We start from the raw sequence: 23996 nt of genomic DNA, 5'->3' as shown, positions 1-23996 counted from the left end.
GCCTCCGGTTCGAGTAGTCATCACCAGCGGGTCGGAGCTCCGGCGTCCGGCGGGGCCGCAAGCGAGTCCCCGGTGCCGGATGCCGCCCCGATCGGCTTGCCAAACGAGAGAGGTTTCTGGAACAGGACGGTACCCAGGGCGGATCCCGCCGCGTCGCTCCGAAAGAGGATCTTCTTCGCAGGAGCAGTCTGCGGACGCGCGGCAGGCGAGGATACGTTCGGCGCGGCGACGCTTACCGCCGGTTTCGGCACCGCAGGCTTCACAGGGACGGATACCGGGCGGTCACCGGCCGATTGCTTCGAGACGGATATCGGGCGGTCACCGGCCGGCTGTTTGGACGCGACCGGCTTTCCCGGTTCGTTCGCCGGAACAATGCCGGACGGCGCCTTCGCCGCGGAAGGGCCTGGCGGGGCGGAACCGGAAGGATTCCTCGACGCTGCCGGTTTTGCCGGCGTCTTCGGCTCGGCGTCTTTGCCGGAATCCCGTGGTTCTGGCGCCTTATTCCCGGGCCCGACGGGATGGATGCGTATGCCGAGCTGCTCCATTTCCTGTTCCGCCCGGCGCCGGATGGCATACGTCTGGTTCGGCTCGTTCAGCACCTTCCCGAGTTCGATCCGCGCGGCGTCCGTATCGCCGCTGTTCCGCAGACATCGCGCCAGATGCAATCTGAGGTCGATCCGGTGCGGAAGCTTCTGGAGAGCATCGCTGAGATACCTGGTCCCGTCCTCCCATTTTCCGAGACCGGCGGCCATCAGTCCGAGCCGTGCGATGAAGGCCGGCTCGCGCATTCCGAGCTGAGAGGCTCGTTTACTGGCTTCATAGGCATCGTCGTGCGAGCCCAGTTTCTGGAAAATCAGGCCGACCATCTCATAGACGTCGGGGTCTTCTTTCTTTTTGAGATACCCCAGCAGCTCGGGGAGAGCCGCTTCCCAACGGCCTCGCAGATAGGCGTTCACCCCCCGGATCCGCTGTTTTTCGAGCGGGGAAACCTCCACGGCTTCCTTCTGGGAAACGGCCGCCGGCATCTTCGCGGCCTCGCCGGAAGCCGTCTGCGACGGGGACTTCGGCGAGGCGGCATCCGGCACGGCTTCGGCGTTCGCGAGCAGGTCCTCCTGGGTCTTCTTCGGCTCGGGCACGGTTTTTTTCTGGGGTTCCGGCGAAACGGCGACGCGTTCGGGCGTTTTCGGCTCGGCCCGGGGCGTCTCTTTCGCCGCCTCAGGGGGGGGCTCTGCCGCGGCGTGCGAAGCGATCGCCGGCTCTGGAACCGTCGTGGCTGATGCGGCCACGGGAGATGCTGCCGCATCTGCCCGCGGTTCGGAGGCGGGTGGGGTCTTCCGGAACAGTTCCGGAGAAGGATTCGAAAGCCCCGCAAACACCGGATTCGCCGGAGGTTCGTCGGGCCCCCGAACCGGGCCAGACGTTCCCGTCTTCAGGAGCGTATCGGGGAGGTCGGGAAGTGCCTGCCCACCCTTCAGACCGGGAGCGACGTACAGCACCACGCCTCGTCCGCGCGGACCGCCATCGTCCTGCGGCGTTATCGTCGTTCTGGCGGGAATCGTCTGCTGGGAAGGCGCGGGCGCCGCGGAAACTGCCGGAGCGGCATCCTGCGCCGGGACGATGGCCGGAGGCAGCGACTGTTCCATGCCGGCTCCGGGGGAGAACGGGGCAGCTGCGACCCAGGGAGTTCCGCCGTATCCGACGCCACCGGAAATCCCAGCGCCGGTCCGCCGCTCCTCGGCATCGACGTCTTCGAGCAGTCGCTGGGCGACCTCGTCCTGCTGGTCGATGCTGAGAGCCTTTTCCAGATGACGTCTGGCGTTTTTGAGGTCGTGCGCCTCCAGGAACGCCGCCCCCAGTTCGCGATTGAACTCGGGGTTCAGGGGATCGCCCGATTGCGCCTTGCGCAGGTGGGGAATGGCGTCCTCGGCGAGGCCGAGCTCGCGATATATAGCACCCATCATATAATTACCGCGAAGATGCGCCGGATCTTTTGCGAGACATTTCAGCATCGATCTGGACGCCTCGACGTACGCCCGCCGGTCGTATTGGAGTTTTCCAAGCGTCACCCACTCGTCGGCGTCGTCGGGGAACGCTTTCAGATACCGAACGAGAGCGTCCTCGTAGGCCCCCATCCGCTCGTCACGGTGATAGGCGCGAAGAAGCCCCTTCCACGCTTCGACCGGAGCATCCGGCCTCTTCACGATCTCCTCGAACGCACCGATCGCCGCGGTTACGGAACCGGTTTCGAGGAAACCAACTGCACGGCGCATCGCCATGCGCTGGTCCATGCCGGCGCGTATCACCCCGCTTCCGGTTGCCGATTCGGCGTCGGTGCTGATGGAGAAAAGGGTCGAAGACGGTCGGAGATCCTCGAAATTCCAGTGTTGCCTGTTGAACATCCAGACGCCGACGAGAAGAAAAATGACGAGAAGCCCGAGGGTGAAGCGCCAGTTCCGCCCCACGCCGGTCGCCTCTTCGAGGGCATCGGCCATGGCGGCGGCCGGTTTGTCGGACGTCCGCCTGGACCGTTTTTTCTTCGACTGCTCCTTCGGCGAAACGACCTCGCCGGCATCGTCGGACGTCGTTCCGGCCGACCGGGCCACGGTCGCGTTTTCCTGCCGCGCGACCTCGATCACCGTCGCTTCGTCGGCCTCTTCGGCGGCTTCCGTCCTCGCGGCGGATGGTCCCGTAAGCCGCGCCCGGGGCGGCACCGGAGCGCCCAGCAGATGGCTCGCGCCGCCGTCCTTGAGATGCGGGATGAGCACGCGTTCCACCTCGAACCAGTCGCGAAGGCCCGAGAACAGCGACCGGTAATAGGCATCCTTTATATTATATATCCATGCCAATATTATAACGACGCCGGCGACATACGCCACGGCGACGATGGCGGCCGGCCCGAAATGGGGCGCCACCATATCGTAGAGGAACCCCCTCGTATACAGGCTGTAGCCGCTGATGGCCGTCGCCAGATGCATCATCATCAGGATGATGCCGCGGTCGATATGTCCCGCGTAGATCTGCCCCAGGCCCATGACGCAGAACGACATCAGCGCGGCGAGGCCCGGGTTTCTCACGGAACGCCGCAACCGCTCCCGGCGCAGCGTATCGACCCACCCGTCGTCCCTCGACTCGGTGCCGGGCATCTCCTCCCCCGTCATGCGGCGGGCGCTCCGCGGGTCATTCGATGACATCGATCACGCACCCGCTCGTCACGACGCACAGTTTGATGCCGTTCTGGAGGCATCTCTCGACGAGTTCCGGCTTCTCACGGTTGGTGACGACCATGCCGCGTATCGACGTAGCCTTCATCTTGCCCCCCGTCAACTCGTTTCCGAAACTCGCGATATTGCCTTTGAGCCATTCAAGCAACCTGAGCGTCTCCTCGAGATCCTCGACCGAGGGATTGAACACGACCTCGACCGCCACCAGCACGCCTTTGCGATCCTGGCACAGCAGGTCGATCCGGCGCTTCTTCCCTTCCTTCACGATGACGGCGTAGTCGCGATGAATCAGCCGGATCCCCTTTTCAAACAAGCTCATGTGGCCGGCGACCCACTCCTCGAAATCGCGCTTGCAGCTGAAAAACGTGTTCCTCGTGAACTGCTCGAAAACGGACTCGATCGTCGAGATCTGCTCCTTGAGCTTCTCGTTCTCCTCCTTGACCTGGGAATAACGCTCCCACAGGTTCTTGTTCTCGTCGAGCAGAAGGATCAGCCCCTTCACGTCGCCCTCGTTGAATTCGCTGAGGGGGCGGGCAATCAACCGGGTGACCATGAGGCGCAGCGACATCATCGCGTCACGCGCGAGACTGCACGGAATCTCCTCCCTGCTGATCGACAGCACCCGTTCGTCGTTATCGCGGCTCCAGCGCACGAGCAGGTTGTCGCCCGGCTGGAACAGACGGATGGCCTCGCCGATGATCAGTTGCCGTTTTTCGAAGTCGGGGGCATGGCCCGGAACGCGCCGGCCGCCAATCTCGATGACGAACGGCTCGGTTTCCGGAAACAGCCGGCGGTACAATTCGTCTTCGCGGGCGTACCATTTCAGATACCGGTGTTTGTGCTCGTTCATCGAGAGGCGTTTCCGCACGACCATCGCATCGCCGGGCGCCGTCACGCGGCAGATGACCGTGGTACCACGATCGGAAGCCGGATACAGGACGATTTCGGAACCGGCGGCGATCTTCGTCAGCGGCTCTCCGATCGCGAGTTCCCGCCGTTCCCAGGCGGCCGCAAGGTGTTCGACCTTTCGGCCGTCGAACACCATATCGAACATCAGACTCGCCGGCAGAACCCGGCGCAGATCGGCGTCATGCTCTTCATCCCAGACGAGGTTTCCGGTGCGGACTTCCTCGGGGGTCACGAATTTTCTGTATTCTGCCATCTCAAAAACCCCATTCGCTGAACGACTTTTTTATCTCACCTATCCAACTGCCGATGTGGTCGATCACATACTGCTTGCCGTCATCGAGCTTGTCGATGAGGACCTTCGAAATCGGTATCTGGACGACGCCGGAGGCGGGCTCGTAGACGAACCGTTCCTTCGGAAGCTGTTCGTTGAACGTATAGTCGAGGACATCGAGCGTCCCCCGCTCCGTGCCGTCGGGCGCGTATTCGATGACCTTCGTCGGCAGGCAGGTGCCGGAGGCGAAATCCATGCCGTAGGTGCCGACCTCGAAGATCCGGCGCCAGATGCCGCCAGCCCGCGGATTGAACGTCATGTGCCATCCGCCCGAAGCGAGCGGAGCACCCATCTCGATATCGAAAAAGGTGAACATCGTCCGACGCGTGATTTTCGTGACGATCTCCCGGGGATTCACCCACTGCCGCAGAGCCTCGGACACGAATCCTCCGCTTCCGGCGGTGTCCAGCGTCATCACTTCGTTGAGCCGGGAAATGTAGACCCAGAGGCGTTCGCCGTCGAACAGGACGCGGAATTCGCCGTCGTCGATGTCCATCTCGAACTTGTCCGGGCTCTGGATCGACAGGCGGGCGAGCACCGTCCCCCGGGCGGAGGAAAGGCGGACATGCGCGACGAGGGAAAACACCTGCTCCGTCCGTTCCTCCAACTGGCTGAACAGAAGATCGGGCGTCATGTCGACGGCGCCGGCCGGAGCCCCGGCAAGCAAAATGATGATTATTATATATATATGCCTATAGAAACCGCGGCTCATCGAAGGACCGCCTCCTTCGCCCCGCGCTGCGCGAGCGCCGGGGAGTCCGGCCGCGGAACGCTCTGGACGAGCCGGCGGCACATCGTCTTCAGCGCGCCCTCGCATGCCTGCCGGAAACCGTCGAGGGCGGGTCCCGCAACGGCGGCCTCAGAAAGAAGCGACGTTCCCTCGAGCAGAGGAACGAAAGCGTCGAGCCAGCGGTTTCCAGCAAGCGCCGCTTCGCCTACCGCGCGGATTCGTTCCCAGCGGGCCTGGGCGATCCTGAGCGGCGTTTCGGGGCCCCCGTCGAAACAGATACCGGAAAACCGCCAGGCAACGATGTCCGACGTCATGACCGCGCCATCCCAACAGACGGTGTCGAGCGATGGATCTCCCTTCCAGACGGCCGCGATCGATTCGAGATTCAGTACGGCGACGCCCGCAGGAGGATCCGCTCGCACCCCCGCAACCTGCGAAATGACGCGAACCTCCCCGATCCGGCATCCTTTCCAGAGGACGTCCCAGGCGCAGCCGCCCTCGCCCCAAACCCCTGGCTGGACGGTTCGGCCGATCGTTTCGTAGCCGGCGGTTGCGGGGGTGTCCCCGCCGGGCTGCAAAGCCGCGAGAAGCTCCGGAAGGCGCGAGATCCAGGCCGCCGAAAAAGGCCGGCGCCACCAGACGAGCGTTCCGACCGCCCCGCCTTTCCGACGGCAACCACAGCCGCCCTCGATGACGGGTTGCATGGTGAAAAACTGGCCGTCCTTCCCGGCGATCTGCCTCGAAAAGAGGTCCGGGTGCAGCCACCCGCTCGGAAGAATCCCGGGATACGGCGGCAGCTCGACGGCCCCCCACCCCGCAAGGGTTTCCCGGGCGGCCGTCAGCATCTTTCGCAATTCCACGTTTTCAGGTTCCTCCAGAGCCTCTGCTCAGATATACGCGTGTGGTATTATACCGGAAGTCGCATCACGCGACAAATCGCATCCGAAACGGCGGCCTTCTCATGAAACGTTTTACCTCCGGTGATTTCGACGCAACCGCTCTCGATCCCCAATCCGTGGCCGTCGTCGGCTTCGTCGCCGGCTGGTGCAGGCCGTCCATGCTCCAGGCGGCCCTGCTCGAAAAACTCGCCGCCGACTACGCCGGAAAAGCGACGATCGGAACGGTCGACGTCGACACCGACGAGATCCTCGCAGACCGTTTTGAGGTCCGGACGCTTCCGGGGGTCCTGCTGTTCGCCCGGGGCGAGCTCATCGAAGCGCTTCCCGGCTACCAGCCCGAGGACTTCCTGCGCGCCTGCATCGAGCAACTGCTCCAGCCGCCCGAGGCCTGAGGCGCGGGGCAATTCCATTCCCGACTCATCCATCGCCGTCATCGGCAGCGGTCGCCGCGGGACCGGTTTCGCGCAGCCGGCGGATCGAGACGGCTTTCCCGTCGGAACCGATCTCGATCACGACGCCCTCGAGAACGACCTCGCCGAGCGCCGGCCGGAACTTGTCGCTGAATCCCCGGCAGAACCGGTCTATCACCAGTTGTCTGTCCACGCCGAGTATGCCGTCGCGCGGCCCCGTCATTCCGAGATCCGTGATATAGGCCGTGCCGCCGGGCAGGATTCGCTCGTCCGAGGTCTGGACGTGGGTGTGCGACCCGACGACGGCCGCCGCCCGACCGTCGAGATACCAGCCCAGGGCGATTTTCTCGGATGTGGCTTCGGCGTGAATGTCGACCAGCGCGGGTATTCCCGGGGGGAGCAGCCCCAGCAGCCTGTCGGCCGTCCTGAACGGGCATTCGCCGGGTTCCATGAACACGCGCCCCGCAAGATTGATGATGCCCAGAGCCAGCGGCGTACCGGCGCCCAGGACGGCCCATCCCTTTCCGGGCAAGGCATCGCCTCCCAGGTTGTGCGGCCGAAGAACCTTGTCGCCGTCGCCTTTCAGCAGATCGGCCCAGTCGGGCCGGGCGAAGATGTGATTGCCGCTCGTGAGCAGGTCGATCCCGGCCGCCAGAAGGCCGTTCCGGTGACGCGTGGAAAGGCCGGCGCCTGCCGTCGCGTTCTCGCCGTTCGCGACGACCCAGTCCGCTCCCCATCGTTCCCGCAGTATTCCGGCCAGCTCGCATGCGGCGCGGCGCCCCGGCTTCCCATATATATCACCTAGTATAAGTACACGCATCGACCCTCACCGCCCTCATTCCGGCCCGCCTGCCCACGCCGAGTCTCGTCGAAAGAAAACGGCGCCGGGGAACGGATCTCCGCTTCCCGGCGCCGGACGATGACGCAATCCCCGTCAGTGCGCGACTTCCACGGTGCGCACCTCGCGGATGAGGACCACTTTGACCTGTCCGGGATATTCGAGATCGCTCTCGATCTTCTTCGTGATGTCCCGGCACAGTTTGGGCGCCGCACCGTCGTCGACCCGCTCGGGGTTGACGATGATGCGGATTTCGCGGCCGGCCTGGATGGCGTATGCCGAGCTGACGCCGTCGAAGCCCTTTGCGATCGCCTCGAGGTTCTCGAGCCGCTTGACGTAGGCATCGAGCGACTCGTTCCGGGCGCCGCGGCGGGAGGCCGAGATGGCGTCGGCGGCGGCGACGAGAACGGCCTCGACGGACTCGAACGGCTGGTCCTCGTGGTGCGCGCCGATCGCATTGACGACTTTGGGCGACTCCTGGAATTTGCGCGCGAAGTCGGCTCCGAGCGAGGCGTGGTTTCCCTCGTCGCTCTCGATGACCTTGCCGATGTCGTGGAGCAGGCCGGCGCGCTTCGCGAGCGGGATGTTCGCGCCGATCTCGGCGGCCAGGTTGCTGGCCAGGTGCGCCACTTCGATCGAATGCTGAAGCACGTTCTGGCCGTACGAGGTGCGGTAGTTCAGGCGGCCGACGATCTCGACCAACTCGGGATGCAGGGCGGGAATGCCGAGCGCGAGCATCGCCTGCTCACCGGCTTCCTTGATCCGGAGCTGGATCTCCTTCTTCGCCTTCTCGTACATCTCCTCGATCTTCGCCGGATGGATGCGGCCGTCGAGCGTGAGCATCTCGAGAGTGACGCGCGCCGTTTCCCGCTTGATCGGGTCGAAGCCCGAGAGGACGACGGCTTCGGGGGTGTCGTCGATGATGACGTCGACACCGGTGATGTTCTCGAAGGTGCGGATGTTGCGGCCTTCGCGGCCGATGATGCGGCCTTTCATCTCTTCGCTCGGCAGCTCGACGACCGAGACGATCGGGTCAACGGTATGGTCGGTCGCGCACCGCTGTATAGCAGTGGCTATAACTTCACGAGACTTCTTGTCGGCCGTTTCCTTGATCCGTTGTTCGGCATCCTTGATCTTGACGGCGATGTCGTATTGCAGGTCTTCCTCGACCTTCTTCAGCAACTGCTCGCGCGCCTGCTCGGGGCTGAGCCCTGCGACCCGCTCGAGTTCGCGGCGCTGGGCCTCGAGCAGCTTGTCGATCTCCTGGCGCTGGATTTCGAGCGCCTGTTCCCGCTGTCGGAACTCGTCGCTGCGCTTCTCGAGCAGATCGGCCTTGGCGTCGACCTTCTCCATCTTGCCGAGAAGCTGGGCCTCGATCTTGTCGAGCTCGTGCTTGCGCTTTTTCGCTTCCTTTTCGGTGTTTTTCCGGAGAAGAAGCTCCTTTTCTTTGATTTCCCTGGCCCGTTTCTGAGCCTGTTCGAGTTCGGTCTGCGCGGCGATCTTGGCGTCGTCGAGAATCTTCTTTCCGTCCGCCTGCGCTTTCGCCAGAAGATCTTCGTCCTGGCGGCGGCGCATCATGCCGGAAATGAGATATCCCACGAAGCCCGCCACCACCGTCAAGATGACATACGTTATGGCATTTGACATGGCAGGTCTTCGAGAACCTCCTGAATCTTTGGTTGTTGAAGCGGGCGACAGTTTCAACCCGCTCCTTGCGATCTGATCAATCATTCGATTTCAGCCGTGTACGGTTTTGTTTCTTGAACAATCCGGCTCCCCGCAGGATCGGACTGCACGGTGTGAATTACAGCTTGTCGGCGAATTCCTGGATGGGATGCGCCTTTTTCAGGTCGGCGACATACTGCTCGAGGGCCGTCTTCTGCTTTTCGGGAAGCAACTGGTTACGGATCTGCTCTTTCACTTCCTCGAGGGGGCGGGAGCCGGCAGGGCGTCGCTCGTCGACGCGGATGACGTGCCAGCCGAACTGGGTCTTGACCGGCCCGACGATCTTGCCGATTTCGGCCTTGTTCACGGCCTCGTCAAACTCGGGGACCATCTGGCCCTTGCCGAAAAAGCCGAGGTCTCCGCCTTCCTTGCCAGACGGGCATTTTGACTCGGCGCCGGCGATGTCTTCGAACTTTGCGCCCTTCGCAAGCTGATCGATGATGTTTTTGGCCTTCTCCTCGGCATCGACGAGGATGTGGTGGGCGCGGGACTGCTCGGGCGTTGAGAACTGCGCGAGGTTCTTCTCGTAGAAGCCCTTGACCTCGTCATCGGTAACGCTGATCTTGCCGGCAACCTGATCTTTCAGGAGCGCATCGAGAGAGACACGGCGCTTCGCGTTCCGAATGGCTTCGGGATACTGTTTTTCAAGCTCGGCACGGTTTTTCTGGACGTACCGTTTCACGAGTTCACGGTAGCAGAACTGCTTGACGAAATCGTTGAGCCCGTCCCCCTCAAGAAGTTGGGGGCGGATGAACGGCGGAATGCGCTCGAGATCGGGAGCTATCGCGGAAACCTTGATCGCCTCGTCGCCGATCGTGCAAAGGGTCTTCTCGAGGTCGGCCGGCTTCATTTCATCCTGACGAAGGACCGCCACGCCATCGGATGCCACGACAAGCTTGAATTCCTTTTCCATTTCTCCGAGGCGGGCCTCGTAGGTTTCACGTCTTTTGGAATCGGTGAGTTCGCGCTTGATCTGGCTCGAGACATCGCTCAGCGGCCTGGCCTGGCCGTCCTGCTTCTCCGAATACTTCACGAGGAGCCAGTTGCCGTCGTCACCCCGGACGGGGTCGGAAAGCTGGTTTTCCTTCATCGTCGCGAGAGACTGGGCGATGACGGGGGAAACCTCACCGAGGGTGATGAAGCCGCGATCGCCGCCGCTGTCCTTGGAGGCATCGGTGGAGGAAGCCTTCGCGATGTCGGCGAACGACTTGCCGCCGTCGATGTCGCCTTTCAGCTTCTTCGCAGCCGCTTCATCAGCGACGCTGATCTGGTGCAGATGGAACTTGGTCGGATCGACGAACTGATCCTTGTGTTCTTTGTAAAACTTTTCGATATCGGCGGCCGGAACATCGATTTTATCGAGAAGTCCGCGGATGTAATACTGGGAAAGCATGTTGACGGCGGCGTCCTCGATGTCCCCCTTCAACTCGGGCCGATCGGCAATGCCGAGTTTCTCGGCTTCTCGCTCGATGAGCGTGATCTCGACCAGTTGTTTGAGGAACTGCTTGCGTCCGTCGGCGGTTTCGAAATGGGCCTTGACCTGCGGATTCACGGAGTTCATGAACTGCTCGAACTCGCGGTTGTATTCTTCGCGGGTAATGGTGTAGGAGCCGATCGTGGCGAGGACATCGCCGGGCGCGCCGGCGGCAGGAGCGGCAGCCGCAGGGACCGGAGCGACGGAACCGGGTTCGGCGGCATCGAGAGATCCCGCGAATCCGAACAGGGCGACAAAAAACAGAACAAAGGCGCCGAAGCGCCTGTCATGCGATGACATGAGTGCCTCCCGAAAAAATTTGAACGACGGAAAAGTATACACGCCCCTCCAGGCAAATGCAATGCGCCTGTCTTCCCCGGCACGCACAGAATCGCCCCGGTCCGGCGAACCGGATCGGGGCGATGGTTGAGCGATCGAACGTCGAGGTCAGGGCACGCGCACGAACACCAGGCCGTCGAAGAACAGGTTGGCGCCGCCGCCGGCGCCGGCATTGATCGCCGTCATCCTGATGGCGACCCCTTCGACACCGGAGTTGAGGATGATCTGCCCGAGGGCGATCTGGGTTCTTCCCTTGTTGATCGAAGAATACCCGCTGACGTCCTTTTCGAGAAGCGAGGTCGTGAGAACGCCGTTCTCTCGGATCTGGATCCGCCAGTTCCCGCCGGTGGTATGCGGATAGATATAGGCGTAGACGTTATATCGATAGGAACCGCTGGTCGGAGACGGCAACTTGTAATACAGGGTCGAGAAAAGGCTGGTGTTCCCGAACATATACTCGTCGCCGTTTCCCTGCGTCCCGACCGTGTCGGCCAGGAGAAGCGCCACGCCGGCGCCCGAGTAGTAATCGATATGGGTGTAATCCTTCGAGTTGAAGACAAGGTAGCTATTGGCAATCGTCCCGGCTGTGCCGTTGTTATCGAACTCCCAGAGCGTGTCCTCGCCCTCGAGGAGGCCGACCCACAGACCGCCCGGATACGCCTTCACGTAATTGCTCAACTCGCTTTCCTTGCCGGACGAGCTCACCGCGGAGATCTTGAAGAAGTAGGGGACGCCGAACTCGAGCTTCTGCCCCTTCTTCTCGGGATTCTGCATGAAACTGCTCGGATAGGTGTTGATGACGTAGGCCGAAGTCTCGGTCCACTGGGGCTGGCCCGTCACGAAGCGCGTATAGCCACCGTCGGCGACGGTCGAGAAGTAAATATTATAGCTCACGGCATTTTTCGAGGCGCTCCAGGCCAGTTTGATGCCGGCCTCGGTGCTGGTCGACGACCAGGCTTTCACTCCCGACGGAACCGCGGGAATGTCGGCGTCGGAAGACTGGGTCACGATCGAGCTCATGTCGCTGATCATGCCGTTGCGGTCGATCGCCCGAACCGCGAAGAGATTGTAGGGGGTTCCGTTGATGTCCTTGAAGGTCTGTGTCAGATTCGCCGAGCCGTTGTCCTCGACGATGCCGATCAGCGAGAAAAGGCGGTCGTTCTGGTTCGCCCGGAAGATGAGGTAGGCGTCCATGTCGAGCGTCGGGTTGTTCCCTTCGAAAATCGGGGTGCCGTTCTGGTTGAACATCGGCTTGTGGAACGAGATCACCGGGTCGGTGTCATTGCTGACAGCCACGTCGTAAGGCGCCTGGGGAATCGTGTCGTCGCCCGAGCGCAAGGTGACCTGGACCGGATCCGAGTTTTCGCTTTCGGTATACTGCTCGTTGAACGAGCGGATCACGTACGTGTACTGTTCGGCGGACGTTTTCACAACCGAGGTGTCGATGAAGCCGGGAGTGTCCTGGGGAACCGACGATACCCACTGCACGCCGCCCGCGCTGGTCGAGAGGCCGCGATAGATATTGTAGCCCTTGATCCGGGCGCCGGTCACCTTGTCCCAGGCGATGTAGACGCTGTCACGGCTGGAACGAACCTTGATGTTGACCACGCGGGGCGGCCGTTCCTCGACGGGAAGACCGGCACGGGCCTGAATGGCGTTGGTCTTCGACAGGTCGGACTCCTTGCCCTGCGTGTCGAACGCGGAAATCTTGTAATAGTAATACTGGTCGTTCACCAGGCCGTTCTGGTTGTCGTTGTCCAGATACGTCGGTGCCGCGAGTTTTCCGACCGTGGCAATGAATGTGAACGGCCCGCCCGAGTTCGTCGACCGATAAATCTGGTATCCGACCAGATCAGCTTCGGTGTTCGAGCTCCAGGTGAGCAAAACGGCCTTTTCCTTGCCGATTCCAACGACGTTCTGAGGAATCGTCGGGGCCTCGTAATCGGTGAGTCCCGGATCCTTCTTGACGCCGGTGGTGCACCCAAACAGGGTGAACATCATCATCAGCATGACGCCGGCCATGAAGCTCCGTCTGTATCGTGCTGACATCACCGTTCTCAGCATAGGGTTCTCCTTTTTCCTGCACAGCTTGGCAAATACTACGGATGATTCATCGGCAGCCGGGGACGAAGAATTAACAGTTTCCGCACAAAATGAACGGGGGCGGCGTCAAGTCCGGTCAGGAAGCTCCGCCTCGCGAATCGCATGCTTCATGTCGGAAACGGCCCTCCCGAGACCGACGAGAACGGCGCGGGAAATGATGCTGTGACCGATGTTGAACTCCTCGAGTCCCGGCATGCCTACTAGGTCATGAACGTTCCAGTAGGTGATGCCGTGACCGGCGTTGACGCGAAGCCCAAGCTTTTTCGCCCGTGCCGCCATGTCGTACAGCTTCTGTCGTTCGCCCTCGTGTTCGGCTTCGCTCATCGCATCCGCATATCGCCCGGTATGGAGTTCGACAAACGTCGCCCCGGTTTTCGCCGACGCCTCGACCTGCGCCTCGTTCGGATCGACGAACAGGCTCACGGTGATGCCGACTTTCTGTAGCCGCTCGACGGCGGATTTCACGAGGTCGAAGTGTCCGGCCACGTCGAGGCCGCCTTCGGTCGTCACTTCCAGTCGCCGTTCGGGAACGAGCGTCGCCATGTCGGGCTTGAGTTCCGTCGCAAACCTGACGATCTCCTCGTTCACGGCCATCTCGAGGTTGAGTCGCGTCCGGACGGTCTGGCGAAGAATTTTCGCGTCCCGGTCCTGGATGTGGCGCCGATCTTCGCGCAGATGAACCGTAATGCCGTCCGCGCCCGCCAGTTCGGCAAGGGCAGCAGCCCCGACGGGGTCGGGTTCACGCCCCAGCCGCGCCTGGCGGATGGTGGCAACGTGATCGATATTGACTCCAAGCTTTATCATCGCATTCCTCCGGACATGGTTCTGATCGTTATCGCTTCTTCCTACGAACGCATCACGAACGAGAAGAGGCTCCCCTGGCGGCCCTTCTGACCGCGATAGGAAAAATACGTTCCCGGCAGACACAGCGTGCAGTCGTTCACATGCCTGATCCGGCCAAGGGACACGCCCCGGCGCAGGCACTGGGCCACGTTCAACCCGCGCAGATCCAGATGCCACCTGACTCCGCGAGTGAAGAAACCCAGATAGCCCTCATCCGCCTCTCGAAACGACGGCGGAACCTCGTCGCCGAGTTCGAGACAGCAATTGCCGATGCAGGGGCCCATCGCGACATGCAACGATGCGGGAGCCACGCCGAACCGCTCGGCAAGCAGGTCGATCGTATGCCCCACGATGTCGCTGCGCGCGCCTTTCCAGCCCGCGTGAACGGCCGCCACGGCTTTATCGCTCCAGATCAGCACGGGGAGGCAGTCGGCCGTGAACACGCCGATTGCAACCCCGCGTTCGGCGGTCATGAGAGCGTCCCCGTCGCCCTGGTTTCCCGGCATCGCCCCGGCGCCCACGCCGTGAACGGACGTTCCATGAACCTGTGTCGCCCAGAACGGAGCGGACAGACCGCGGTCGCGAACGACCGGAAGCGCCTGCCAGGCCTTTTCCGCGACATCGGGAGCCTGCCGGTAAAACCCCAGGTCTCCGTCGGAACGCTCGGAGAAAGCGGCAAGAACGCCGCCGTCCTCGATGAGGTGCATGGTCAGGAACCGGCCGTCAGCGAGGCGATCATCCGCTCGGCGAGATCGTCGACGGCATCGCGCTTCATCGAAACCTCGCGAACGCGCTTCAGCGTTCTGACCGCATCGTCGACGCGCCCCTTCTTCGAATACAGGGAACCAAGCACGATGTAAGCTTCCTTCAGGCCGCGGTCGAGAGCGATCGCCCGCTTGCACTCCTCGTAGGCGTCCCTCAGGCGGCCCTGGTTGTAATGAAGGAGGGCGAGGTCCTTGATCGCCTCGGCGTTTTCGGGATGGAGTTCGAGAGTCTTACGAAACTCGCTCTCTGCCATGTCGTATTTCCCGGCACGGAAGAAATCCTTCCCCATGTCGAGGTGGGTCCGGGCGGACTCGAGATTCTTCTCATCGAGTTCCTTCCGCGCTTTCAGAAGCAGACTTCGCGCCTGGCGACCGATGCCGGAGTCGCCGGCGACGGAAACGATTTTTTCGAGTTCGGCCGCGGCTTCGTTGATCAGGCCGCGGTCGAGATACGACTGGCACAGGGCGTATCGCTTTTCGAGCGAGCGTTCCTGGTTCACGGACAACTCTGCGGTTCTCATCGGGGCGCTCTGTCGGAAAGACGGCGCAGGAGCGGCCCGCTGGACCGCGGGGGCCCGGGATGCCATGGCGGAAGTCCCGAAATCGACCTCCGAACCTCTGGGCAAGGCAGCCAGGGTGTCGGCACCGGGGGTTGCGCTGACCGGCGTGAACGACGTCGAGGACTCCATCGCTTCGGTTTTCGCGTCGTAATCGCCGAGCCGGCCGCCTTTTCCCTTGCGCCGCAGAAACTCGTTCAGCTTCGAACTTCCCTGGATCGACTTGACGTTCGCGAAATAATAGGATCTGCTATTGTTGTTGAGCTGCTTGAGCTTGCGCTCGACGTGCCGTTTCACGGGAGAGCCGTCGGGAGTCTTGGTGAGCGCCTGCTGGTAGACGTTGATCGCCTTGTTGTTCTGTCCGGTTCGTTCGTAGCACTCGGCGAGCGGGAGGTAGGCCCGGATGTAACCGGGGTTGAGCTTCAGGGCCGCGATGAAGTTGCGGCCGGCCTCGGCATAGTTTTTCCGGGTGAATTCGCACAGGCCGAGATTGAAATAGGACTTGAAGAAGTTCCCGTCGATGCGGATAGCGGCCTGAAAGTGCCTGATCGCCTCGTCGTGGCGGCCGGCTTTGTAACAGGCCCATCCGAGCGAGTCGCGGAAGTTCGCCGAGTCGGGCTCGAGTTCGACGGCCCGTTGGCACAGCTGAATGGCGCGCTGGGCGTCGGCTTCGAGCGTCGCGAGCAGGAAGCCGAGGTTGTTCAGGGCCGAGGCGTAGTTCGGATTGAGCGCCAGCGCCCGTTCGTAGGCGGCGGCGGCGGTTTTCATGTCGCCGGTCTTCTCGAGCGCGAAGCCGAGGTTGTGGAACGCTTCGGCCATGTCGGGGCGGGCGCGCACGGCCTGGCGCAGGTCATCGGCGGCACCGACGTAGTCACGCTCCTGAAGTTTCTGCGTGCCGCTGACGTACAGGCGCATCCCGGCATCCTGGTAGTTGGGCAGCGTGTCGAGCGTGAGCGCGACGCCGGGCGCCGCTGCCGACAGCCACGCCAGCATGAGCCCCAATCCCAGCCTTTTCATGTCGTCGCCTCCCGCGGATGATATTGTCCCATCCGCCTTCATCGGCAGATTCGGGAAAAGCGTGAAGAGGGAAGTTCCAACTCCCCGCTTGCAGGGGCGTCCGTCGTCGGCTATGCTTGCGACGAACCGACACCACGTGGGAGGAACTGAACATGCAGAAGCGAACGAAGATCGTCGCAACCCTCGGCCCGGCCTCGTCGTCTCCGGATATCATCGGCAAGCTTATCGAAGCCGGCGTGAACATTTTCCGTCTGAACTTTTCCCACGGCTCGCACGACAGCCACAGGCAACTCATCGAGATCGTGCGTGGCGAAGCGAAACGCCTCGGAAGGCATATCGGGCTTCTCGGCGATCTCTGCGGCCCGAAAATCCGCATCGGCACGTTTCCCAACGGCTCGGTCACGTTGCAGGCGGGGCAGACGTTCACCCTGAGCCAGAACCCCGACATGCCCGGCTCGGAAAGCGGCATCGGGACTTCCTATCCGTACCTCGTCAAAGACCTGAATCCCGGCGACACCATCCTGCTCGACGACGGCAACCTCACGTTGCGCGTCGCATCGAAGAGCCCGGACGCCGTCGCCTGCACCGTCGTCGATGGCGGCGTCCTCAAGACGAAGAAGGGCATGAACATGCCGGGGGCGAAGTTGTCTGTCGAGACGATCACCGCGAAAGACCGCGAAGACCTGAAGTTCATGATCGCCCAGGAACTCGACTTCGTGGCCCTCTCGTTCGTCCGGCGCGGCGAGGATCTGCGTGAGCTCCGGCAGCTGATCGGCCCTTCCCCCATCCGGGTCGTTTCGAAGATCGAAAAACCCGAGGCGATCGACGATCTCGAGGCGATCCTGGCCGAAACCGACGCAGTCATGATCGCGCGAGGCGATCTGGGCGTCGAGATGCCGATCGAGAAGGTGCCGGCCATCCAGAAGCACATCATCACCCGCTGCACGCGACGCGGCATCGAGGTCATCACGGCGACCCAGATGCTCGAGTCGATGATGTCCAACCCCCGCCCGACCCGGGCCGAGACGACCGACGTGTTCAACGCCGTCATGGACGGCACGGACGCGATCATGCTGTCGGGCGAAACGGCGGCCGGGGCCTACCCGGTCGAAGCCGTCCGGACGATGGCGGCGATCGCGGCAGAGGCCGAGCGTCTCTCCAGGAACACCACCGAAGCGCTCCTTCCCGAAGTGAAGCATGATATAGAGGACATTATAGCCCATGCCGCGTGCGAATCCGCCGTCGATATCGGCGCGACGGCAATCGTTCCGTTCACCCACAGCGGGAATACCGCCCGCAACGTTTCGAAATACCACCCGTCCGTCCCGATCTACGCCCTCACTCCGAAGCCGGAAACCTGCCGGCGTCTCTCGCTCTCCTGGGGGGTCAGCTCGATCCTGATCGAGGATTTGCGCGACACCGACGCCATGATCGTCTGCGCCGAAACGACGGTGCGCGACCGAGGCCTGGCCAAACCGGGCGACACGATCGTGATCGTCGCCGGCGTCCCCCTCGGCGTCAAGGGGAACACGAACATGATCAAAGTTCACCGTATCCGGTGACCAGTGAAGGGGTAAAACACAAGAAGGAGAACGACGCCCGGCAGAAGAGCCTGCCGGGCGTCGTTGTATATCGGTAGATATTATCTGTCTTCGTTTTCGTCTTTCACGAAGTAGTAGCCGCATTTGCCGACCGTGTGGGGAAAGACGTCCTGCTCGTTGAAGGGGTAGGTCTTGCAGACTTCGGGCTTGGTCTCGTGAATCTGGCAGAGAAGCATTTCGCCGTGCCTATACAGGAACGGGCAGTTGAAGGAGGCCTTGCAGCACTCGCCGCACCCCTTGCACTCGCCCCGGCGCCGTCTCAGGCCGTCGGCCACCGCGTCCTTTTTCAGAAGCATGAGATATCGCCGTTTCACCTGCATCGTGAAGGACGTGATGAACTTCTTGTACAGCCTCGTCATACAATGCTCCAACTCCGGAATGCCCGTCGCAACCGACGGATGTCGTGAATTATACTTTTTCCAGCCCCGCTCGTCAAACGATCAGGAGAGCCGGAAAAACCGCTTGATCCGGTCGAAGATCTCGACGCTCGCCTCTTCGGCGCTCCGTTTCAACCGTTCCCTTGCCGGGCCGTCCGCCGTTTCCTGCGCGACTCTGGCTCCCGCTTCCTTGTTGTAGGCCATCCGCTCGGCGAGCGACTCGCTCAGACGCTTCGCCACGGCGGCGTTTTCGTGCAATAAATGGCTCATCGTCTCGCGAGTCAGGGTCAGTAGCAGGGTTTCCTCTTCGGCCACGATCGTGGCGGATCTCGGTTCTCCCGTCATCAGGGACATCTCCCCGAAGAAATCCCCATGCCGCAACGTTGCGACACTCTTCCCGGATTTTTCCCCGAGATACACGCCGACGGCCCCACGGTCGATGATGTAGAAATCCGTTCCGGCATCGCCCTTGCGGACGATCTCTTCCCCGCTTTCATACCATTGTTCCCTGATATGTTCCGCGATAAACGACTTGTCCGTTCGTTCCAGATCGGCGAGGAAATCGACGTTCTGGATCAACCCGAGTCTCCGCTCGATCATCTCGCCTGCGAGATCCTTTTCCGGGTGCGTGTACACTTCGCGGATCGGGAAGGGAATCGTTATTCCGTCGCGTTTGAGGCGATACCAGATTCTCGAGAGCAGCTGGTCCTGGATCGTCGGCGGGTAGTCGGCATCGCTGATCCAGTATCGGATGCGGTACGAGATGGAAAAGTCCCCGAACTGTTCCATGAAGATCTGCGGGGGCGGGGACTTCAGGATGCCGCCTACCTGCGAACACGCCCCGATCAGCGATTTCCTGACCTGGTCGGGCGATGCTTCATAGGCGAGGCCGATCGTGAAATCGCGATACAGCAACCCCGGCCGGAGCATGAGATTGTGAATTTCCTTCTTGGCGATGTCGTTGTTCGGAAGGGTGATCAGGTCACGCGTCGTCATGCGGATCGTCGTGGCGCGCCAGTTCGATTCGACGACTTTCCCCATGTAGCCGGCCACCTTGATCCAGTCACCGATCTTGAACGGGGGCGAGAAGTGAACGGAGAGTCCCGAGAACAGGTTTCCGAGCACATCCTGAAGGGCAAGGCCGATCACCATGGTGAAGACGGCCGACGTCGTCAGCAGCGGGGTGATATCGACCCGGTAGGCCGTCGAGAGGATCGAAAGGCCGACGATCACGTAGGCAACGACCTTCACCAGTTGTTCGAAGATACTCGGCACTTCCGTGGCGCGTCGTTCCCGGAGGTAATAGCCGATGCCGGCCGCAAACAGCGCTTCGCCGATCAGAAGGACGGCGTTCAATTGCAGCAGAAGCTCACATGTCGATATCCAGGCTGTTCGACTTTTGAACAACGGCGACAGGTGCAAACCACTATCGACCGCCAGAAGGCCGATGAGGAGATGCCCCGGCCACCGGACGGCGCCGGCCAGCTTGGCCAGCAATCCCTTCCCATCGGGAGAATATTTCATCATTCTCCTGAGAAGACCATTCCAGGTCAGTTCCCCAACAAGCAAGACGACAAGCCCGACAACGATAGCCGCGAGGCTGTCATCCATCAAACCGCTCATCGATTGTCGCAACCAGTTCATTTCGCCTCCGTGCGGCTGATTTTTCATCACCCGTCATGCCGGTTTTTTGACATGCCGGAACGTTTTTGCTGTCAAACTATCGGTAGATTGCCGATTTATGTGAAGGCTGAACCTGGTACATGAATTGCTTTGATTAGGCACATCAAGTTCCGAAGTTCAACATCAGCACAACGAAAAAATTAACAGGAGGAATCTCATCGTGAAGAAGAACCTGATCCTTTCGGCCCTGGTCATCGGCGCCCTCACCATCGCCCCCGTCGCTTTCGCCGGCAATTCCAGCCAGAGCGGCCAGTCCGGCCAGTGCGGACAGCACGACCAGAGCGGCCAGGCGGGGCAAGTCGGTCAGAGCGGTCAGTCCGGTCAGAGCGACCAGTGCGGCCAGCACCAGGGCGGGTGCCATCAGAAACCCGGCTTCTTCAAGAAAGTTGGCGATGCCTTCAAGAAAGGCTTCGAGAATGGCAAGAAGGCCGGCACCAAGGCGTTCGACGCGGCCCAAAACAAGGTCATGGATGCGGGCGTCGCCGTGAAGAAGGCCGTCACCGGCAAGAAGTGCAAGACCTTCGTGAAGGGTCACTACAACAGCGACGGTTCCCACACCAAGGGTCACTTCCGCAAGGTCTGCAAGAGCAGCTGCAAGAAGTAAGCGAACATCAGATCAACCGCTTCCGAAGGATTCTTCGGAAGCGGTTTTTTGATGTTCGACGTTTGAAGGATGAGGTTTGAAAGGAAGCGGGAACCCTTGAACGGACGAGGGGTTTCCGCTAGTATGGGCGCATGATGATGGATCTCATACGTCGGTTCGAGTTCAGGGCTATTTCCTACGAGGAAGACGCCTCTTCGCTGGTGGACATGCATCGCTGTTTCGAGCAGCTGGAAGGTGGCTGGTTCGACGACGAAGCCACCTGCCGCATGCACCAGAAAATCGTCGGCCGTTCCCCGGGGTCATCCTGGGTTTTGAGTTGCGAACGGATGATTTTCGGGTATGCGGATCTGATCCAGAAATGCAGCGGCGTGGGCAGCGTCCCCCGATGGCGCATCCACCCGGACTTCAGGCAGCCTGCCGTGGCGAGAAAAATGTTCGACGGTCTGTGCCAGGAAGCCCGCCGACGTGAATGGCACGGACTTGAGCTGTTCGCCGACTCGGAAGACGTACGCCAGGATCTGAGCAGTATCGGGCTGAAACCCGATCGATGCTATTTCTGGACGAACCCTGCCGAAGTGACGTCCGACAACGGCGTCGAAACCCGTGAAGAGGTTCACGGCGACGGTGACGCTCTCATCCGGGAAGGCTGGCAGTCGTTTCTCGGGTCGCCTCTTCCCCTCAGGTTCATCCTCACGAGAGCGTTTCTCGCGGCCCAGTATCAGCAGTTCCATTACCGGGCGCCGAAATTCTGGCGTATCGCGGCCAGAGGCAACGAGTATCTCGCTTGCCACGACGGGCGGGAGTGGCACGTCTTCAGGCGCGGGAAAAGCGACTCCGACGCCGAGGCAGTGCAACCGGTCATCGCGGTGCTCGACGAGCTTCACCCCGGCAGACTGATGATCAGCGAGAAAGCCGGTGACATTTCGGGCGCCCCGCCGGCATCCGATCAGCGTTTCTGGGACTTCTACGTCGACCGGATCGGTTGACAGGCGGCCAAAGCACCACTATGATGCGGAGCATTCCCGCATGAGGGCGACAACACTATCTGGAGGGCAAACATGCGTTTTTCCATCGTATCGACGATCCTGCTGCTGGCTGTAATGCTTCTGACGGCTCTTCCGTCTTCTGCCATCCGGGTAATCTGTCCTCAGTGCGGAACGCTCGCCGAACTGACGGACATTACGTGTAAAAAATGCGGTTACGCCCTGAACAAATGCCTCAAATGCGGCACCCTGAACCCTGTCAGCGCCGATTTCTGCGAAGGTGAGGATTGCGCCGAACCTCTGGCCGAAATGCGCGTTCTCGGGCGAATCGACGAGGAAACCCGCAACGAACTGCGCCTTGGCCAGTCCGAACGCGCCCAGCTGGATCGCGAACTGCAGTCGATCGATTATCTGCTCGAAAAAGATCCGTCGAAAGCCGCCAAGCTCCTGTTCCGCCGTGCCCGCATCTACCAGCAGATGGACTTCCCGGCGAAGGAAGCCGTGGCCTGGCAGGAGTATCTCCGGCAATTCCCGGATACGAAGAAGAAATCGATCATCACCGTGTTCCTCTCCGAAGCCCTCCGAAAATGGGGGTATCTGTTCTACAGCCAGGGGAACAAGGAGATGGCTCTCGCCAAGTTCGAGGCCGCGACGGCTGCCAATCCGGCGAATGCCGAGGCATGGCAGTGGGTCGGCCGGATGAAGAGCGAGGCGAAGGACAACGCAGCCGCCGCCGATGCGTATATGAAGGCTCTCGAAGCCGAGCCGGGCAACAAGACGGCGATCCATTTCCTCAGAAAATTCAAACGCCAGATTCCGGCGAACCTCCTGACCCCGGTGAAGAAAGACGTCATTCCGGCGGTTCGGAAGCCGGCCACCGCCGTTGCTTCGGCGCCGGCGCAGGCTCCTGCGGCTGCGACGACTCCGGATGTTCCCGTCATCTCGCCCGACATGCCGGCCGTCGAAGAGCCCGCAGCCCAGCCTGCCGCCGCCGGAACGCACTGAGGCCGGTCATCGATGGACGACGCCCGGCGGCTGAAAGATATCGCGACGCAGTTCTTTTCCGATATCGCGCCTCGCGACGTCAAGGAACTGGACAGGCTGTTCGAGCACTGGAAGTGCGGACTTCCGAAGAAACAGGAAGTCAATTTCGGCATCGCCATGCCGCCCTCGATGCGGGAACGCCTGCTGAGCGACATCGGTCTGGCCGAAGCGCGAACCGAGCCGACGCAACAACGATACATCGGCTGGCTGAACGTTCTGAACCGGTTGATGGAGAAAAACATCGAGGATCTCCTCGATATGAGTCCCGAAGACCTGACCGCCCTGATCTGGAAGGAAGGCCGTCGGCTCGGCATGCGCGACGCCGAGATCCAGGAACTGGCCAGCGTGCTCCCGCATTGGGTGCAAAAGATCTCCAGCAAGGTCATTTTCGAGTTTTCCCCGGTCAACGTCTACGAGGTGAGCGGAGCCGGCTCGGGAGGTGCGGAAAAGGCAGCATCGCCAGAATCCGGAGCCGTCTTCACCGGCATGATCGGCCGGTCGGAAAAGATGCAGTCGATCTTTTCCTGCGTCGAGCGCATCAGTTCGAGCACCCTCTCGGTTCTTATCCAAGGGGAAAGCGGGACCGGCAAGGAACTCGTCGCCCACGCGATTCACATGAATTCGCCTCGGGCAAACGAACCGTTCATCGCCGTCAACTGCGGGGCCCTTCCCGACTCGATCATCGAGAGCGAGTTGTTCGGCTACGAAAAGGGCGCCTTCACCGGCGCGGTCGGCCAGAAAACGGGATATTTCGAAATCGCCAACCGCGGAACGATCTTCCTTGACGAGATCTCGGAAACCTCGCTTCACACGCAGGTCAAGCTGTTGCGCGTATTGCAGGAGCGGAAGATCCGAAGGGTGGGCGGCGTGAAACCCATCGACATCGATATCCGGGTCATCGCCGCCTGCAACCGCGATCTTCCGGCCCTGGTGCGCGAAGGACGATTCCGCCACGACCTGTATTACCGCATCAACGAGATGACGATCACGCTTCCGCCCCTGCGCGAGCGCCAGGGCGACCTGCCGCTGCTGATCGACTACTTTCTCGACAAGTTCGCCCGCGAAAACGGGAAAGCCCAGCCCACCATCGACGCGTCGGCCCGCCGGTTGCTCTTCGGATATTCCTGGCCCGGCAACATCCGCGAGCTCGAAAACGTCCTCAAACGGGCCGTGGTCCTCGCCGACAAGGTGGTCATGCCGGCCCATCTGCCGTCCAATCTCGCCGACCGCCCCTGCGGCCCGGATGCGGCTGGCCAGGGACTTCCGGTCGCCGGCAGTCTCGAGGATCAGTTGATGGCGGCGGAGCGCATCATCATCACGCAGGCGCTGGAGAATAACGGTCGGAACGTATCCATGACCGCGAAAGTGCTCCGAATCTCCCGGCGCACCCTCCAGCGGAAGATGAAACTCCTCGGCATCGACCGCGGCATCGATACAGACGGTGACGACGAAGAGTCGTAACCCTGACCGGCGTAATCCTGCTCAATAAACGACTCGTCTTGTATGTTCAGTTGGGGGTGTTAACGTAGATGTTGAATTTGGGT

Annotated in this window: 19 protein-coding genes; 6 read left to right on the top strand and 13 right to left on the bottom strand. The window is 61.6% G+C overall.

The window, feature by feature from the left end:
• Window positions 1-20 precede the first annotated feature (20 nt).
• Genes PLU72_15625 through PLU72_15610 form a run of 4 tightly spaced genes read right to left on the bottom strand, consistent with a single transcriptional unit; the run spans window position 21 to window position 6051 of the window.
• Window positions 21-3191, bottom strand: coding sequence for a tetratricopeptide repeat protein (locus tag PLU72_15625; GenBank protein HOT29604.1), 3171 nt, complete (start codon window positions 3189-3191; stop codon window positions 21-23).
• On the bottom strand, window positions 3178-4383 hold the full coding sequence (locus PLU72_15620) for an endonuclease NucS (GenBank protein ID HOT29603.1): 1206 nt from the start codon (window positions 4381-4383) through the stop codon (window positions 3178-3180). The genes PLU72_15625 and PLU72_15620 overlap by 14 nt, the downstream gene beginning before the upstream one ends.
• Before the next feature lies 1 nt (window position 4384).
• Window positions 4385-5173: a hypothetical protein gene (locus tag PLU72_15615; GenBank protein ID HOT29602.1), complete on the bottom strand. Its 789-nt coding sequence runs from the start codon at window positions 5171-5173 to the stop codon at window positions 4385-4387.
• Window positions 5170-6051 carry a hypothetical protein gene (locus PLU72_15610; protein ID HOT29601.1) on the bottom strand — a complete coding sequence of 294 codons (882 nt, stop codon included), beginning with the start codon at window positions 6049-6051 and terminating at the stop codon, window positions 5170-5172. The genes PLU72_15615 and PLU72_15610 overlap by 4 nt, the downstream gene beginning before the upstream one ends.
• A gap of 101 nt (window positions 6052-6152) precedes the next feature.
• Here PLU72_15610 and PLU72_15605 point away from each other — a divergent pair, with 101 nt between their 5' ends.
• Window positions 6153-6482 (top strand): thioredoxin domain-containing protein, encoded by a 330-nt coding sequence (locus PLU72_15605; GenBank protein HOT29600.1) that lies wholly within the window; start codon window positions 6153-6155, stop codon window positions 6480-6482.
• A 25-nt stretch (window positions 6483-6507) separates the two neighbouring features.
• Here the strand turns inward: PLU72_15605 and PLU72_15600 are convergent, their stop codons facing one another.
• The 7 genes from PLU72_15600 to PLU72_15570 form a co-directional block, all read right to left on the bottom strand.
• Window positions 6508-7320: a TIGR00282 family metallophosphoesterase gene (locus PLU72_15600; GenBank protein ID HOT29599.1), complete on the bottom strand. Its 813-nt coding sequence runs from the start codon at window positions 7318-7320 to the stop codon at window positions 6508-6510.
• 114 nt (window positions 7321-7434) lie between these two features.
• Window positions 7435-8985: a ribonuclease Y gene (gene rny, locus PLU72_15595; protein ID HOT29598.1), complete on the bottom strand. Its 1551-nt coding sequence runs from the start codon at window positions 8983-8985 to the stop codon at window positions 7435-7437.
• Window positions 8986-9142: 157 nt separating this feature from the next.
• A complete protein-coding gene (locus PLU72_15590; GenBank protein HOT29597.1) occupies window positions 9143-10837 on the bottom strand; it encodes a peptidyl-prolyl cis-trans isomerase in 1695 nt (564 codons plus the stop codon).
• Between the two features lie 147 nt (window positions 10838-10984).
• The gene (locus PLU72_15585; protein ID HOT29596.1) at window positions 10985-12925 is read right to left on the bottom strand and encodes a hypothetical protein; all 1941 of its coding nucleotides are present in this window, start codon (window positions 12923-12925) and stop codon (window positions 10985-10987) included.
• Window positions 12926-13045: 120 nt separating this feature from the next.
• Window positions 13046-13783 (bottom strand): pyridoxine 5'-phosphate synthase, encoded by a 738-nt coding sequence (locus PLU72_15580; protein ID HOT29595.1) that lies wholly within the window; start codon window positions 13781-13783, stop codon window positions 13046-13048.
• Window positions 13784-13824: 41 nt separating this feature from the next.
• Window positions 13825-14529, bottom strand: a complete 705-nt coding sequence (locus tag PLU72_15575) for a polyphenol oxidase family protein (protein HOT29594.1) — start codon at window positions 14527-14529, stop codon at window positions 13825-13827.
• A 2-nt stretch (window positions 14530-14531) separates the two neighbouring features.
• Window positions 14532-16160: a tetratricopeptide repeat protein gene (locus PLU72_15570; protein HOT29593.1), complete on the bottom strand. Its 1629-nt coding sequence runs from the start codon at window positions 16158-16160 to the stop codon at window positions 14532-14534.
• Between the two features lie 152 nt (window positions 16161-16312).
• Between PLU72_15570 and pyk the strand changes: the two genes are divergently transcribed.
• Window positions 16313-17722 carry a pyruvate kinase gene (gene pyk / locus PLU72_15565; protein ID HOT29592.1) on the top strand — a complete coding sequence of 470 codons (1410 nt, stop codon included), beginning with the start codon at window positions 16313-16315 and terminating at the stop codon, window positions 17720-17722.
• An 80-nt stretch (window positions 17723-17802) separates the two neighbouring features.
• On the opposite strand, the gene PLU72_15560 is transcribed toward pyk, so the two are convergent.
• Window positions 17803-18120 (bottom strand): YkgJ family cysteine cluster protein, encoded by a 318-nt coding sequence (locus PLU72_15560; GenBank protein ID HOT29591.1) that lies wholly within the window; start codon window positions 18118-18120, stop codon window positions 17803-17805.
• 81 nt (window positions 18121-18201) lie between these two features.
• Window positions 18202-19782: a mechanosensitive ion channel gene (locus tag PLU72_15555; protein ID HOT29590.1), complete on the bottom strand. Its 1581-nt coding sequence runs from the start codon at window positions 19780-19782 to the stop codon at window positions 18202-18204.
• A 199-nt stretch (window positions 19783-19981) separates the two neighbouring features.
• On the opposite strand from PLU72_15555, the gene PLU72_15550 reads away from it, so the two are divergent.
• From PLU72_15550 to PLU72_15535, 4 genes are all read left to right on the top strand, one after another.
• Complete coding sequence (locus PLU72_15550; GenBank protein HOT29589.1) at window positions 19982-20425, top strand: hypothetical protein; 444 nt, start codon at window positions 19982-19984, stop codon at window positions 20423-20425.
• 131 nt (window positions 20426-20556) lie between these two features.
• Window positions 20557-21411 (top strand): hypothetical protein, encoded by an 855-nt coding sequence (locus PLU72_15545; GenBank protein ID HOT29588.1) that lies wholly within the window; start codon window positions 20557-20559, stop codon window positions 21409-21411.
• A gap of 72 nt (window positions 21412-21483) precedes the next feature.
• Window positions 21484-22413: a zinc ribbon domain-containing protein gene (locus PLU72_15540; GenBank protein ID HOT29587.1), complete on the top strand. Its 930-nt coding sequence runs from the start codon at window positions 21484-21486 to the stop codon at window positions 22411-22413.
• A gap of 12 nt (window positions 22414-22425) precedes the next feature.
• The gene (locus tag PLU72_15535) at window positions 22426-23913 is read left to right on the top strand and encodes a sigma 54-interacting transcriptional regulator (protein ID HOT29586.1); all 1488 of its coding nucleotides are present in this window, start codon (window positions 22426-22428) and stop codon (window positions 23911-23913) included.
• The last annotated feature ends 83 nt before the right edge of the window (window positions 23914-23996 follow it).

It is taken from the genome of Candidatus Ozemobacteraceae bacterium (genome assembly GCA_035373905.1).
Taxonomy (GTDB): Bacteria; Muiribacteriota; Ozemobacteria; order Ozemobacterales; family Ozemobacteraceae; genus MWAR01.
This window is presented reverse-complemented; position numbering and strand designations above follow the sequence as displayed.